Origin of the sequence: Salinisphaera sp. Q1T1-3, assembly GCF_003602005.1 — a bacterium.
Lineage (GTDB): Bacteria > Pseudomonadota > Gammaproteobacteria > Nevskiales > Salinisphaeraceae > Salinisphaera.
Genome location: NZ_QZWD01000019.1, coordinates 22,359 through 37,170, shown reverse-complemented (window position 1 = coordinate 37,170; position 14,812 = coordinate 22,359). Strand labels below are relative to the sequence as shown.

11 protein-coding genes are annotated in these 14,812 nt (G+C 63.7%); 4 read left to right on the top strand and 7 right to left on the bottom strand.

Going from position 1 to position 14,812, the window contains the following annotated elements; all coding sequences use genetic code 11:
* Positions 1-42: 42 nt before the first annotated feature.
* The 4 genes from ubiE (at position 43) to D3260_RS14935 (ending at position 3,552) form a co-directional block, all read left to right on the top strand.
* Entirely contained in the window at positions 43-825 is a 783-nt protein-coding gene (gene ubiE, locus D3260_RS14950) for a bifunctional demethylmenaquinone methyltransferase/2-methoxy-6-polyprenyl-1,4-benzoquinol methylase UbiE (protein ID WP_120099440.1), read from the top strand.
* Entirely contained in the window at positions 822-1,448 is a 627-nt protein-coding gene (locus D3260_RS14945) for an SCP2 domain-containing protein (RefSeq protein ID WP_120099409.1), read from the top strand. Before ubiE ends, D3260_RS14945 begins: the two co-directional genes overlap by 4 nt.
* Positions 1,445-3,067 (top strand): ubiquinone biosynthesis regulatory protein kinase UbiB, encoded by a 1,623-nt coding sequence (gene ubiB, locus D3260_RS14940; RefSeq protein WP_233544100.1) that lies wholly within the window; start codon positions 1,445-1,447, stop codon positions 3,065-3,067. Before D3260_RS14945 ends, ubiB begins: the two co-directional genes overlap by 4 nt.
* Before the next feature lie 113 nt (positions 3,068-3,180).
* Entirely contained in the window at positions 3,181-3,552 is a 372-nt protein-coding gene (locus D3260_RS14935) for a GNAT family N-acetyltransferase (RefSeq protein WP_158583563.1), read from the top strand.
* Positions 3,553-4,072: 520 nt separating this feature from the next.
* On the opposite strand, the gene D3260_RS14930 is transcribed toward D3260_RS14935, so the two are convergent.
* The 7 genes from D3260_RS14930 to D3260_RS14900 form a co-directional block, all read right to left on the bottom strand.
* Positions 4,073-4,309: a hypothetical protein gene (locus D3260_RS14930; RefSeq protein WP_120099407.1), complete on the bottom strand. Its 237-nt coding sequence runs from the start codon at positions 4,307-4,309 to the stop codon at positions 4,073-4,075.
* Positions 4,310-6,595: a chemotaxis protein CheA gene (locus D3260_RS14925; RefSeq protein ID WP_120099406.1), complete on the bottom strand. Its 2,286-nt coding sequence runs from the start codon at positions 6,593-6,595 to the stop codon at positions 4,310-4,312.
* 112 nt (positions 6,596-6,707) lie between these two features.
* Positions 6,708-7,607, bottom strand: coding sequence for a protein-glutamate O-methyltransferase CheR (locus tag D3260_RS14920; protein WP_199671535.1), 900 nt, complete (start codon positions 7,605-7,607; stop codon positions 6,708-6,710).
* A 79-nt stretch (positions 7,608-7,686) separates the two neighbouring features.
* Positions 7,687-8,775, bottom strand: coding sequence for a chemotaxis-specific protein-glutamate methyltransferase CheB (gene cheB, locus D3260_RS14915; RefSeq protein ID WP_120099405.1), 1,089 nt, complete (start codon positions 8,773-8,775; stop codon positions 7,687-7,689).
* Positions 8,776-8,866: 91 nt separating this feature from the next.
* Entirely contained in the window at positions 8,867-10,426 is a 1,560-nt protein-coding gene (locus D3260_RS14910; RefSeq protein WP_120099404.1) for a chemotaxis protein CheW, read from the bottom strand.
* Positions 10,427-10,605: 179 nt separating this feature from the next.
* Positions 10,606-12,534, bottom strand: a complete 1,929-nt coding sequence (locus tag D3260_RS14905; RefSeq protein WP_120099403.1) for a methyl-accepting chemotaxis protein — start codon at positions 12,532-12,534, stop codon at positions 10,606-10,608.
* 550 nt (positions 12,535-13,084) lie between these two features.
* Positions 13,085-14,743 (bottom strand): S41 family peptidase, encoded by a 1,659-nt coding sequence (locus D3260_RS14900; protein WP_120099402.1) that lies wholly within the window; start codon positions 14,741-14,743, stop codon positions 13,085-13,087.
* Between the last annotated feature and the right edge of the window lie 69 nt (positions 14,744-14,812).

Sequence of the window (14,812 nt, the reverse complement as noted above, 5' to 3'; positions counted from 1 at the left end):
TGCGGTAAGCTTGGCGTCACGCTTTTTCGGTTTGTATCCGCCATGGCCGATTCCCGCCAGCCGCCCGGCGCCCCGGGCGCCGATTCCGAGACCGTCGATTTCGGCTACGAGCGCGTCGCGCGCCCCGACAAACAGCGTCGGGTCGGCGCCGTGTTCGATTCGGTGGCCGACAACTACGACCTGATGAACGACCTGATGTCGATGGGGATTCATCGTGCCTGGAAACGGTTCACGATCTCGCTGGCCGCGGTGCGCCCGGGCGAATCGATTCTGGATCTGGCCAGCGGCACCGGGGATCTTGCCGCCGGGTTCGCCAAGAAGGTCGGCGCCGATGGACGCGTGCTGATGTCCGACATCAACCACGCCATGCTGGCCAACGGGCGCGATCGGATGATCGACCGCGGGCTGGTCTCCAACGTGGATTACTGCCTGGCCAACGCCGAGAAGCTGCCGTTCGCCGACGATGCCTTCGACTGCGTGACCATCGCCTTCGGCCTGCGCAACGTCACCGACAAACAGGCCGCGTTGAACGAAATGGCGCGCGTGACCCGACCCGGTGGCCGGACCATCGTGCTGGAGTTCTCCAAGCCGGCGCTGCCGGGGCTGGGGCTGATCTACGATCGCTATTCGTTCTCGGTACTGCCGTGGCTCGGCAAGAACGTCGCACGCGACGAGGACAGCTATCGCTATCTGGCCGAGTCCATCCGCATGCACCCCGATCAGGAAACGCTCAAGGGCATGATGGTCGAGGCCGGTTTCGTGCGCTGCGGTTATCACAACCTCACCGGCGGCATCGTGGCCGTGCATCGCGGGTATGCGGCATGACGGACACGCGTTTCAACAGCTTGCCGTCGCCGGCGCTGGGCGCGGCCGAGATCGCGCTCAATCGGTATCTCGGGGCCGATGAAGCCGCGCTCGAGCGCGCCCGCGCGCTGGCCGGGCGTTCGCTGGCGCTGTACCTGTCCGATCTCGGGCTCGCGGTGACGTTCATCGCCGAGGCCAACGGCGTCCAGGTGACAGGGCCCGGCGAAGAGGCTCCCGATGTGCGTCTGACGGGCCGCTCGACTGCGTTCGCCCGCGTATTCTTCTCCGGCGGCTCGAACGGCATCATCGGGGCCGGGCTGCGTATCGAAGGCGATATCGGCGTGGCCCAGCAGTTCGCCGATCTGTTCGCCAAGGTGGACTTCGATCTGGGGGATCTGCTCGATGCGCGTTTCGGCCCGGTGGCCGGCGGTCTGCTCGAGCGTGGGTTCCGTCAGGCGGGGGCGTTGTTCGATCGGGCACGTCGCGAGTTCCCCGCGCAGGCGGCGGAATACCTGCGCGAGGAGACCCGTGACGTGGTCGGTGCCTGGGAGCACGAGCGTTTCGCCGGTGAGGTCGAGACCTTCCGTGACGACGTGGAACGTACGGCCGCCCGCATCAAGCGACTTGAGCGGGCGCGCTCATGATGATGGGCAAGAGTCGTCGTCTGTTCGAAATCCTGTCCACCGTTCGTCGCTACGGGCTCGGCGAACTCGTCGGGGACGCCGCGCCGCGCTGGCTGGTCGGCGCCCCGCGTGATTTCGACGAGCCGGTGGCCGTGCGCCTTCGGCTGGCGCTGGAATCGCTCGGCCCCGTGTTCATCAAGTTCGGGCAGATGCTCTCGACTCGGCGCGATCTGCTGCCCGACGGCATGGCCGCGGAACTGGCGCGCCTGCAGGACGATGTCCCACCGTTCGAGGGCGCCCGTGCGCGCGAGCTGATCGAGGCGGCCTACGGCCACTCGCTGGACGATGTCTTCGCCGCGTTCGAGGAATCGCCCATGGCTGCGGCCTCGATCGCCCAGGTTCATGCCGCTCGCCTGCATCCGCGCGAGGGCGAGACGACCGGCGCCGAGGTCGTGGTCAAGGTGTTGCGGCCGGACGTGCACGCGCGCGTGGATCGCGATATCGCGGTGATGTTCTGGCTGGCACGCCTGGCGGCCCGGCTGCACCCGGAAGCCGCTCGGCTGCGCCCGGTCGAGATCGTGGCCGAATACGAGCGCATCATCAACGACGAGCTCAACCTGATGCGCGAGGGCGGCAACGCCAGCCAGCTCGGTCGCAACTGGGCGGGCTCGGATCTGATCGTCCATCCCACGATCTATTTCGATCACAGCACGGAAAACGTGCTCGTCATGGAGCACATGCACGGCGTGCCCATCGACGATGTCGATACGCTCGTCGCCGCTGGCGTGGATTTCAAGGCGCTGGCCGAGCGCGGGGTGGAAATCTTCTTCAAGCAGGTCTTTCGCGACAATTTCTTCCACGCCGACATGCATCCGGGCAACATCCAGGTGCAGACCACGCACCCGGACCGGCCGCGCTACGTCGGTCTGGATTTCGGCATCGTCGGCTCGCTGTCGCCGGACGACCAGCGTTATCTGGCCGAGAACTTCCTGGCCTTCTTCAACCAGGATTATCGCCGTATCGCCGAGCTTCACGTCGAATCCGGCTGGATGCCCGCCGATACATCGATCGAGGATTTCGAGGGCGCGATCCGGACCGTGTCCGAGCCGATCATGAACAAACCGCTGGCCGAGATCTCCTTCGGCCTGTTCCTGTTGCGGCTGTTCAAGATCGCGCGGCGTTATCGCTACCAGGTCCAGCCACAGCTCGTGTTGTTGCAAAAGACCGTGCTCAACGTCGAAGGCCTGGGCCGGGATCTGTATCCGGAGCTGGATCTCTGGGCCACGGCCAAGCCGATTCTCGAGGACTGGATGCGCAAGCGCGCCGACCCGAAACGGGCGGCCGAGCGCCTGCGCACTCAGCTACCGGAGATCATGGACAGCCTGCCGGTGCTCGCGCCGAGACTCGTGGCCTACGCGCGTGACGGCGAGACACCGGGCTCACGGCGTCTGTCGGCCACGTTGACCGACATCAAGCACGAGCTGACCTCGGCGCGTCGGGCCATGCGCTGGACGCTGGTGGGCACGGGGCTCGTGGTGGCCTCGGCGCTGGTCTATGTCTATCCGCCCATGCCGGCATGGGTGTCGATCGTCGGCGGTCTCGCCGGCCTGGCCGCCTGGGTGCGCGCCTGGCGCGGGTAGTCATACCACAGCCGGTCGCGGCGCTGGCGGCCGGGCCGATCGACGCGGAGCTTCGGCTGGTGGCCGTGGCGCCGAGTGAGTCTGAGCGGCTGTATGTCTGGCATCGAGAGGCCATGAAGCCCGCGATCGCTGCACTCGAAGGCTGGGACGAGGCGCTGCGTTTTGCCGATTTCGAGCAGCTGTCTCGACGCGTACCGAGCTATGTCATTCAGGCGGACGGCCGTGACTGCGGTTATCTACAGGTCCTGCCGCGTGCGGATGTTCTGCATGTGGTCAACGTCGCGTTCGGCCCCGCGTCTCGCGGCGCCGGGCACGGGGCGCGGCTGTTCGACTGGCTGCGCGGGGCCGCACGCCGACGGCGTTGCGGGCTGCATCTCAAGACCTATCGCAGCAATCCGCGCGCACTGGCGTTTTATCAACGGGAAGGTTTCGTCATCCGCTGCATCGATGCCCGACACTGGTGGCTGGATTGGTCTCGTCAATAAGGCGTGTCGACGCGGAATCGAGACATGTTCTCTGGGGGCATTCGAACCAGCGCGCACAAGTAAACGGCTGATATCGGAACGCGAGGCAGCTGATGTGCCAGAACGCGTCGGCATAACAGCCCAACACTCCGAACAGCGCTGTGTCTGGGGCTCGACGCCGCGTTCGTTTGCTGTTTTCGCCAAGCCGAGCCGGACCGACTCTGGTCGATATCAGCCCCGGATCGCCGATACAGAGAAAGGCAGCGATTCCTCGCAGAACAGTTCGCCGCTCGGCGCCTCGCGAAACGACCCGCCGTGCCCGGAAACCGGATATTCGATTCGGGATATTAATCCGGCACCCAAACAGCTGACGACGTCAGCTGTCTTCAACGCCATCGAAAGAAACGCCGGCCCTTGTCCGTCTTTTTATTTTCAATGGCTTCACGGCCGTTGGCCGTGGCGCGCGTGCTTTCGCACACGCGCGTTATCAACCCGAAGAATCATCTATTTTTATGCCGGGTCAATAACGAATCGACGAACGTCATGTCGTGTCAGCGAGACCGAGCGCCATGCGCAGCGTCGGTTCGGCAGGGGGCTTCGATATCTTGATTCGGCCGGCCAGGATCATTTGCAGGATCGCGGCATGAAAATGGTCACAGGCGCCGAGATTCAGCGATGCCCTGGGATGGTCGATCAGCCACTCGAGGAGTTCGTCGGCTTCGTCGACGGTACAGGTCCCGGTCAGTACGGCACTGCGTTTGCGATATTCGATGGACACTCAAGCCTCCTGTATCACGCGGGGAGTGGATTCGCAGACGGCGGGCAGAGTCTCGGCCGCCTGGCTCGCACGGCGCAGCATCGTGGGCAGGTTGAGCACCAGCAACACCTGACCGTCGCCCGTCAGGGCGCTGCCAGCATAGATATCGTATTGCGCCATCACGCCGGCCATCGGCTTTTGCACGATATCCACGCTTTGCAGGAATTCGTCGACGACGACGCCAACGGTCTGGTTGTCGATCTCCAGGATCAGTACGGCCTGTTCGGAGGCGTTTGGGGCGGCGTCGTCGAGGCCGAGCAGCGCGCGCCCGCGATGGATCGAGATCAACTGGTCGCGCAACAGGATGACTTCGTTATGCTTGACCCGATCGAACTTGTCCCGGTGAAGTCGTACGGTCTCGCGAATGAGGGACATCGGCACGCCGTAACGCTGGCCGTCGATGTCGACCAGCAGAACACGGGCCACGGCCATCGACATCGGCAACAGGATCCGCATCGTGGTACCAACGCCGATTTCGCTTTCGATGAGCAGATGGCCACCGACGTTGTTCACCGCACTCTTGACGGCATCCATGCCCACACCGCGCCCGGATAGATCGGAGACGTTGTCCGCAGTGGAAAAACCCGCTAGCAGAACCAGTTGCAGGGCGTCCTGATCGCTGATGCTGTCACGGGTCTGGGCATCGATCAGATCTTTGTCGAAGGCTTTCTGCTTGATTCGGGCCGGGTCGATACCGCCGCCGTCGTCGCCGACTTCGATCAACACCTGGTCGTCGAGGGCCTTGGCCCGCAGTACGATGCGCCCGGTGCCGGGCTTGCCGGCGGCGCGGCGCTCGGCCGGCGTTTCCAGGCCGTGATCCAGGCTGTTACGCACGAGATGGATCAGGGGATCGGCCAGGCCGGCGATGATGTTCTTGTCGGCTTCGGTGTTTTCGCCTTCCATGACCAGTTCCACGTCTTTTTCGAGCTTGCGCGAAATATCGCGCACCAGCCGTGGAAAACGCTGGAAGATGGATGAGACCGGCACCATGCGCGCCGACATGACGGCACTCTGGATACGGTCGGCGATACGGTCGAGGTCGGCCTGATTGGCCTTGAGTTCGCGTACCAGTTCGTCGCGATCGTCACCGTCGCCGATCCGCTTGGCGAGAAACGGCAAGGCGTTCTTGGCCACGATCAATTCGCCGGCCAGGGTCATGAGTTCGTCGATCCGGTGCTGTTCGACACGCAGTGGTTTGTTGTCGGCCTGTGGTTTGGCGTCTTCGCCGGGCGGCGTTTGCGGCCTACGCTCGGGTTCCGGCGCGCCGGCCGGGCGCTCGGTCGGTAGCTCATCGGCTTCGGGCGCGTCGGCCTGATTCGGCGAGGCCGGTGGTGCCGGCTCGCTCTGCGGATCGTTGTCGGCGAAGTCGGCCGATAGCGCATCGAAGAGGGCTTCGAGCGCGTCTTCGTCGTCGCCGGCCTGTTCGGGGGGAACCAAGGCCTCGGGGGCAATTTCGTTGACTTCGCACTGGGCGGTGATTTCGGCCAATGCTGTCTTGACGACATCGCGTTCGGCGCTCGTCAGGATGTCGAATACGAGGTTGCAGTCGTAGGGCGCCATGGCCTCGAGACCGGCCCAGGGCTGGCGGGCATCGACCTGGTAGCCGATCAGGCCGGGCAAGGCGCGAACCGTGGCGAGCGGATCGGCGCCGCACATGAAGCTATCCGCGGCCGGCGTGTAGCGGATCGCGAAGATGCGGGTTTCCGGCGTGGTCTGGCTGTCTTGCTCGGCCCGGGTTCGCCATGCTTCGGGCAGGTTTTCTATCCAGTCGGGTAATGCGGATGGGGCCGTGATCGAGCCCCGGTCGGGCGCGGTCTCGGCAGCTCGCGCGCTAACGGTGTCGGTCTCTATGGCATCGCCGGCCGGCTTGTGGGCGATCAGGCGATCGATGAGGCCCTGGCTGTCGGGGGCGGCCGACGCCGGTAGCACGCCGTGAGTGTCGAGATGGTCGAGCCAGGCATTGAGCTGGTCGAGTACCGCAAACAACAGGTCGGTGTATTCGCTGGTGATCGAGAAGGCACCGCTACGCAGCTGGTCGAGGCCGTCTTCGGTGGTATGGGCCAGCCGATGGAAGGCTTCCATGTTTTCGAACATCCCGGCGGTGCCCTTGACCGTATGGATGCTGCGAAACAGATCGCCCAGCTTGTCGCTGTCGTGCGGGTCGTGTTCCAGCGCGAGAATCGTCTCGCTGGCATGCTCCAGACTCTCTCGAGCTTCGATGACAAAGGATTCGAGCATAGATGTCATGCGCGGGCTCCAGTCGGTAGGACGCCAAGCCGTATGACGGCCGGCCGAGATGGTTGGGTCGCGAGGCGGTGAAGACGCGCCCGACACGTGGTGAATGGTTCACGCCGGCGATTCATGGCTGCACAGTGGCCGCCGACTGCCCGGGGCCTGGGCGCAGCGGTTTCTGATAGGCCATCGCCTTCGGGAACTTGCGAATCTGGAACGCCGTCGACATACGGCTCATGGATTCGGAATGGCCGAGAAAGATGAAGCCGCCGGGGCGCAGGGCCTCGTGCAACACGCCGGCGGCCTGCCGCCGCGAAGCTTCGTCGAAATAAATGAGCAGATTGCGACAGAACACGATATCGAAATCGCGATAACGCTCGGTCTGCGCCGGGTCGGCGAGATTGACATGGGTGAAACTGATGGCATCGCGGATGGTGTCCGCGACCTGCCAGCGGTCGGGACCTACCGACTGGAAGTAGCGTTGCTTGGCCCCATCGCTCAGGTATTGCAACGAGCGTTTCTTGTAGATGCCGCGGCGCGCAACCTCGAGGGCGGCGGTATCGATATCGGAAGCAATGATTTCGACATCGACGTGATCGATGTGCGGCCAGCGATCGAGCAGGGTCAGCGCCATTGAATACGCTTCTTCGCCGGTACTCGACGGAATGGACCAGATCCGCAATGGTCCCTGCCGGTTGCGATCGGCCATGCACTCGTCCAGCACGTTTTCGACGAGACAGTCGAACTGGTAGGCCTCCCGCATGAAATAGGTTTCGTTGACCGTCATGACATTGACGAGTTTCTGAAATTCCTGCTCGCCTGCCTGGAACCGCATCATCGCGAAGTAGTTGCGGAAATCGTTGAACCCGCATGCCTTGATGCGCTCGATCAGGCGTTTGTCGACGAAGTAACGCTTGGATTCGTCGAAGTAGATACCGGTGCGGCCATAGAAATAGTCGCGAAAGCGCACGAAGTCGCTGTCGGTCAGGCGTGTCAGTGCATCGCCAATGCGTAACGTGTCGGTCATCGGCTGGTTGGCCCTGTGAAGTCGATCGATATCGATACAATGTTGAACAGATGACATGAGCCGGCGCCGGTGGTGTGTCTTAGCTGAGCCAGTGGATCAACTGATCGGCGACCTGGTGTTTATCGCACTGCACCGTTGCGCCGCCCTGTTCGACCAGGGCGCGCGGCATGCCATAAACCACGGCACTGTGTTCGGTTTCGGCGATCGTCAAGGCCCCGTCCCGGTAGGCCCGGGCCATTTCCTCGGCGCCATCGTGGCCCATGCCGGTCAGTTGCACGCCGATCAGGCCGGTTGCCGATACCGCCTCGCAGGCCGAGGCGACAAGACGCGACACGCTGGGATGCCAGAAATAGTCGTCGCTGCTCGGGACGCTTTTGGCAGTCAAGGTGCCACGTCGCTGGCTGATGCGAATATCGGCATCGCCGCGCGCCAGATAAGCCACTCCAGGGGTCAGGGCGATCGGCGCACCGATTTCCCGGACCTCGAGTGCACAACTGTCGTTTAGGCGCTGAGCAAAGACCGAAGTGAATCGCGCCGGCATGTGCTGGGCGATGACGATCGGCACCGGAAAGTCGCCAGGCAGTGCCTTGAGGATGATTTCCATCGTCCCCGGGCCGCCGGTCGAGACGCCGAAAACCACGAGCTTGCGCGACGGCGGCTTTGCGAACCCGTGCGTACGCGCTGCGGTCGTGTCGGTCGGGCGGCCCGGGCTTGCCGGAGCGGCGACGTGCGCGGGCGGCTCGTGCGAGACCGGAATGGCCGTCACGGCGGCCCGTATCTTGTCGATCAAGGTATCGCCGAGCGTTTCCATGTTGCTCGAGACAGTGCCTTCGGGTTTCGTGACGTAGTCGAAGGCGCCCAGTTCGAGTGCCTCGAAGGTTGCCAGCGCGCCCTTGTCGGTCAGCGAGGAAACCATGATCACCGGTATCGACATCTCGGCCAGCAGATGCGACAGGCAGGTCAGTCCGTCCATGACCGGCATATTGATATCGAGAGTGACGACATCCGGGGCTTCGCTGCGACACTGGTCCAGCGCATGCTGGCCGTCTCGCGCGAGACAGACCTCGAAGCCGGCGCGTCGTTCGATCAGGCGGCTGAGTTGTCGACGCATGAGTGCTGAATCGTCGACGACCAGGACCTTGATCTTTCTCGCGTGTCCGTAGGGCATGCTGTGGGGCGCTCTTAAATGGGAGTACTGCGGCGCGGTCCGGCCGTTCGCCGCCTGCCGCCGGATATGGCGATACCGTCAACGGCCGCCATCAAGCCGGGGTGGCCCGGTCGGCGTCATCGTTTTCGCTGCCGTCGTGCAACTGTGCCCGGGTATCGGCATCGAATAGCGCGTTGAGACAAAGTGACTGAATGATGCGGTCGCTGTCGGGGATCTTGACCAGGCCATCGACCAGCATCTGACGCCCAAGAAAGATCTGGCCGGATTGCTGAATCCATTCCGGGTCGATCGAGACCACATCATCGACGGTATCCACGGCCAGGCCGGTCTTCATGCCATCGTGATCGACGACGACGATCCGTTGCCGGGCCGCCGTATCCTCGCCCCCGGCGGCCAGGCCCAGCCGGCGTGAAACATCCAGAATCGGCAAGGCTTGACCGCGAAGATTCATCATGCCGTCGAGATAATCCGGCGTGGCCGGTACCTCGCGCGATGCCGCCGGGCGTTGCGCGATTTCCTGGACGACTTCAATCGGCAGGCCGTAGTGCTGGCCGCCGAGTGTGAGATCGAGCAGCTTGCGGCTGGTTTCGCCTGCGGGCCCCCCCGCGCCCTGCCGGCCACTCTTGCGAGCGGCTTGGTGTCGGTCGCGGCCTCGGGTCTGGTACTGTTCGGCCAGCCCCCGAAAGACATGATCGTTCAAGACTGTAATCATCGGTCGGTCGTCGGTCGGTCGACAGATGCCTTCGATGGTCTCGTCTAGACCGCCGGCGGTCATCGCCGGCACGACATCCAGTTCGTCCGGCATGACCCGATGCACTTCGTGTACATCGTCGACCAACAGGCCGATGCGATAGGCATCGAACTGCAGCACGACGATCGGGGCGTTTTCGCGATAGCCCTCGGTGAGAGAGAAATAAGCGCCCAGAGCCATCAGCGGCAGGGTCTCGCCCCGTAGCGTCATCAAGCCGATCAGATAATCGGGAGCATTCGGGACCACGCTGATGGTCTGCGGCATACGCAGAATCTGATGCACCTGGAGCAGCCGGAACGCGAAGCGTTGTTCGGCGACATCGAAACTGACCAGCGAGATCGTTTCATCGACGTGTTCTTCGGTGGCGCCGGTCTGGCCCAACTCGAACGCGTTGTGCCGCGGCGTGGGAGGTGTGTCCGGACGGCTGTCGGCGAGCAGCCGTCCGCGCGTCAGATGGCCGACGTCCAGCCACTGGACCACACGGCCTTCGTCGTCGTGATGGTAGCCCCAGATGCCCTCGTCATCGGTTTCGGTGGCCTCGTACTGTGCGCTGTCGCGATCCAGGGAAACGACGTTCTCTACATCATCGACGCGAACGCCGAGTGTATTGTCCAGTTCCATGACCACGACACGCCCCTGCCGGGTTTCATCGGCGACCTGTTCCATGCCCAGCAGCCGGTCCAGTGCCACGATTGGCACGACATTGGCGCGGAGGCTGGCCAACCCGAGCAAGGCCGGTGGCGTCATCGGCATCTGGCGTATTTCCGGGACACGCAAGACCTCGGCGACATCGCGCATCGGCAGCGCAAAGCGTTGATCGCTCAGCCGGCAGATCACCAGTGACAGCAGGGCCTCGGAAGTCGAGATGTCGTCGGTCTCAATATCTGTTGCTTGTTGCATCACCTGTTCCTATCCGACGAGGGCCGGCAAGGCCCGTGTTCGCTCCGGGCACCGGGCCGTGCTGGCGCTGGTGTTCTGGCGAACCGGTCCCACCGGACCGGCTCGAGCGCAGGCCGTTGCGCAAGATGCCGGCGGACCGGCGCCAGCGACGTGATGACGCGCGCCGTGCCAGCCGGGGGTTAGCTGTACTGGATTTCATCGGCGATCGAGGCGATTTCCTCGACTGCGGCTGACAGCTCCTTGGCACCCTGAGCCTGTTCCTGGGCCGACGCGGTGGCCTGGCGGACATTGCCGCTGGCCTGTTCGGCGGCTTCGGCGACCTGTTGCATGGCCGTGCGGCCTTCGGAAATCGAGGACGAGACCTCGCTGATATTCGCGCGTACCCGCTCGTTGCCGCCGACTAGCGAATCGCGCTGGTTTTCCAGCTTGTTGATCTCTTCCAGCGACTCCTGAGCACGCTTGACATCGAACTCAGCTGCCTTGACCGACTCGATCAGCTCGTGATGAATGCCGTCGATCTGGTTCTGAATGCTGCTTACCATCTCCTGGATTTCTTCGACGTTATTGCTGGAATCGTCGGCCAGCGTCTGGATATCGCCCGAGACCACCGCGAACCCGCTGCCATGTTCGCCGGCCCGTGCGGCCTCGACCGCGCCGTTGACGGCCAACATGCTGGTCTTGATCGCGATATTTGAAATCGTGTTGGCGATCTTGTCGGTCTGTCGATTGAGTTTTTGAATCGACTCGACCTGTTTCAGATTCTCCCGTGAGTCGGCCAGCATCTTTTCCAGGCCCTTGACGATTTCCTCGACTGCGTCGCGGTTTTCGCTCAAGACCTCGGTGACGCGCTTGGTCCGGTCCAGGCCGTCTTCGGCCTTGCTGTCGGCGTTCTTGACGTTCTCCTCAAGCTGCTTGATCGCCGAAAGCGACTCTTCAGATGCCGCCGCGTTCTGTTCGGCGCCTTTCAGAATTTCACGCAGTGCCGTTTCGACTTCACTCGATCCGCGCTGCAATTCCTCGACCGAGGCGGCCAGTTCCTCGGCCACGGCTGTGACTTTTTCCGCGCTTTTGGCGGTTTCCGTGCTCTGGCGCAGCTCGTCGGAAATATCTTCCAGTTCGCGCGAGCGCTTGTCGGCATCGCTTAATGCGGTCCGCTGTTCGGCCAGCGAGTTGACGACTTCTTCGGACGCCGAGGCCTGCTGATCGGCAGCCGAAGCCACGCTTTCGGCGCCTTGTTGCAATTCCAGCATGGCGGTTTCGATTTCATCGACTGAACTGTCGATCTCCTCGGCCAGGCTAGTGATCCCGCGCATGTCTTCGACGATCTGGCGGAAATGCTCGTTCACGCCTTCGGCGGAAGTGGCCTGTTCCTCGGAGGCTTGCGCTGCTGTCTTGACCGACTCGGTCGCCGTTTTCGTCCTGGACTGTATCTGGTCGGCGAGGTCGGTGATCTCCGTCGCGCTACGCCCGGCTGCCTCGGCGAGGCCACGCACGGTATCGGCCACCACCGCGAACCCCTTGCCATGGCTGCCGGCGCGTCCGGCCTCGATAGCCGCGTTCAAGGCCAGCAGATTGGTCTGGTCGGCAATCCGCATCACATGGCTTGCCGCTTCGTTGATCGAGCCGGCCTGCTCCTGCAGGCTTTGTATCAGCGAGCGCGACCGTTTCTGCCGCTCGGCGGTCTCGTTGAGATTGTTTACCAGCAACAGCACGCGCTCGGCGGCGGTGCTGGAATCGCGATTGGCACGGCTGGCTTCTTCGCGAGTGGTCTTGACATGCTGGTTCAACGCGCGGACTTGCTCGTTGATGCTGCGTACCCCAGCCAGGCTCTCCTGGCTGGCCGAGGCCGATTCCTCCGCGCCGGAGGCGATCTCCTGCAAGGCCTCCTGCAACTGGCCACGGGCCTGGCCGGATTCGTTGATGCTGGCCGCGACCTGCTGCGATGCACTGGCGATACGCTCGGCCGATTGCTGCTGCTTGGCGAGCGTCCGCGCACGGCGTCGTTTCTGGTCGACGTTTTGTGGCGTGTTCTCCGAGGCGTTGACGGACTCTGTCGCGCCGACCTCCGGAGCGTTATCGAACGCGTTTGTGCTTTTCCTTAGCGCCATGGTGAATCCGGCTCCCTTTTTCGTTTAAACGTGCCTCGCTTGAGGTCATATCGACTGCACGCACGAATTCTTGAGCTGACGTTCGTCCGGGGCTGTGCCATAAGCTCTCTGACAATCCATGACGGGCCGAGAGAAAAGACGTATCGCTAGGGCGTGTTGAGGTTTCGTGCGAGCACCCTGATCGCCTTGCGCGTCTTGATCAGGCACACAACCGTTTGGTGATTCGTGCTTTGCCGAACACGATTGACCCAGATCAAGGCGAGGTCCGGATGAAACCGCAACAGGCTCTCGCATGGCTCATCGCGGTTCTTCGCTCGCTCCGGGAGTCGATTCGGGCCACGGGCCTTGAGATAACGAGTGGTCTGTGGCGCATCGCCCCGGGGCACGCACGGTGGCGGCATGCGCGGTCTATTGCGCAAGGCAGGCCTTGCCGGTGTTCTCTGTGGCGCCCGTTCGTGCTTTGCCGTGCACTGTCGGTGGGCAGGGGGCGGCCGGTGTTGACGATATATGTCGAAGAACAGCCGAGACCGGTGATTCAGTCCCGCGAAGGTCAGCCGGACACGGCAGGCGCTTTATCGTTGGTTTGCGACGAGTGGTTGCTTTCACTGGCCGGCGGCTTCTGATCACCGGCCTTCTCGCCAATATCGTCGTTGGCTGCCGACGTGCTGGCCGGGCTCGGGGCCGCGTCGCCACGGGCGTGCGGGCCGAGGCTGTACAGGCCGCGGAGCAGGTTGAGGGCTTCGTAGACGCCGTAATCCTTCTCGGCGAGTTGGCCTGCCTCAGTATCGGCCCCGCCCGATGTCGTACCCGGCGATGGACCATCGGCCGGGGCGGCGCCGGTGTCGGGAGTGTCGCTAGACTCGGACTCGGACTCGGCGTCTGGCTGGTCGGTGGTGTTGCCATCGCCATTACCATCATCGGTACGGTCGCCGGCCGCACCGGTGTTCTTGAGCGCGCCGATCAGATCGGCCTCGCTGTAGCCGTAGCCGCCACGACGTTGGGTTGGTGTGATCTTCACGGGGGCGAGCGGGATGTCCGGGGTGATGCCCTCGGCCTGGATCGAGCGTCCGCTGGGGGTGTAGTAGCGGGCCGTGGTCAGCTTGAGCGCTGAACCGTCGCCGAGCGGCAGCACGGTCTGCACGGAGCCCTTGCCAAAGGTGTCGGTCCCCATGATGACGGCCCGATGATCGTCCTGGAGCGCGCCGGAGACGATCTCGGCGGCCGAGGCCGTGCCTTCGTTGACCAGCACCACGATCGGCGCCCGATCGAGCATGTCGCCGTCGGTGGCCTTGAAGACGTGATGGGCATCGGCCGCGCGGCCGCGGATCGAGACGATCGGTCCTTTGTTCAGAAAGTCATCCGAGACATCCACCGCGGCGGTGAGCACGCCGCCGGGGTTGTTGCGCAGATCCAGCACCAGGCCCCGCAGCGGGCCATCGGCCTGGTCGCTCAGTTTCTTGAGCGCATCACGCACGCCTTTGCCGGTTTCCCCGGTGAACTGGGAGATGCGCACATAGCCGTAGTGTGAACCCAGCAGGCGCGAGCGGACACTGGCAACCTGAATATCGGCCCGTTCGAGCTTGAGTTCCAGCGGCTTGTTCTGGCCGTCGCGGACGATGGTCAGGGTGATTGGTGTGCCGGGCTTGCCGCGCATGGCCTTGACGGCTTCGGTCATCGACATGCCTTTGACCGGCCGATCGTCGATGCGGATGATCATGTCGCCCGGCTTGATGCCGGCCTTCGAGGCCGGGGTGTCGTCGATGGGGGAGACGACGCGCAGATAGCCGTTTTCCAGCTGCACCTTCACGCCGAGGCCGCCGAACTGGCCGGACGTCGAGACCTGGAGTGCCTTGTACTCGTCCGGGTCGAGATAGGCCGAATGCGGATCGAGGCCTTCGACCATGCCGTGAATCGCGTTGTCGATCAGGGTCTTGTCGGAGACGTCTTCCACGTAGCCGGTCTTGACCTGATTCAGGATCGCGCTGAACTTGCGCAGCGCTTCCAACGGCACCTGCTGTTTGTCGTGGCCCTGGGCCGACGACGCGTCATCGCCTGCGGTCTCATCCGGCGCGTCGGCCTGGCTCGGCGCCGGGCGGGGCGCATCGCCGGCCGGGGCGCCGTCGGCCATCCGCGCTTCGCCCAGCGTGAGCGCTGTCCCCACGATCACGCCCAGCCCGATCAGCAGGGCGCCGCGCAGTCTCGTTTCCATGATTCGTTCGTCCCGTTGGTCTGGCGTTGCGCCGGCCGCTGGCGACGCGGCCCGACGATAGCACAGCGC

Excerpts from the sequence above, each read along its gene's own strand:
- ubiE (WP_120099440.1), top strand. The coding sequence starts at position 43 with ATGGCCGATTCCCGCCAGCCGCCCGGCGCCCCGGGCGCCGATTCCGAG.
- D3260_RS14910 (WP_120099404.1), bottom strand. The coding sequence starts at position 10,426 with ATGCAACAAGCAACAGATATTGAGACCGACGACATCTCGACTTCCGAG.
- ubiB (WP_233544100.1), top strand. The coding sequence starts at position 1,445 with ATGATGATGGGCAAGAGTCGTCGTCTGTTCGAAATCCTGTCCACCGTT.
- cheB (WP_120099405.1), bottom strand. The coding sequence starts at position 8,775 with ATGCCCTACGGACACGCGAGAAAGATCAAGGTCCTGGTCGTCGACGAT.
- D3260_RS14920 (WP_199671535.1), bottom strand. The coding sequence starts at position 7,607 with ATGACCGACACGTTACGCATTGGCGATGCACTGACACGCCTGACCGAC.
- D3260_RS14935 (WP_158583563.1), top strand. The coding sequence starts at position 3,181 with ATGAAGCCCGCGATCGCTGCACTCGAAGGCTGGGACGAGGCGCTGCGT.
- D3260_RS14900 (WP_120099402.1), bottom strand. The coding sequence starts at position 14,743 with ATGGAAACGAGACTGCGCGGCGCCCTGCTGATCGGGCTGGGCGTGATC.
- D3260_RS14945 (WP_120099409.1), top strand. The coding sequence starts at position 822 with ATGACGGACACGCGTTTCAACAGCTTGCCGTCGCCGGCGCTGGGCGCG.
- D3260_RS14925 (WP_120099406.1), bottom strand. The coding sequence starts at position 6,595 with ATGACATCTATGCTCGAATCCTTTGTCATCGAAGCTCGAGAGAGTCTG.
- D3260_RS14905 (WP_120099403.1), bottom strand. The coding sequence starts at position 12,534 with ATGGCGCTAAGGAAAAGCACAAACGCGTTCGATAACGCTCCGGAGGTC.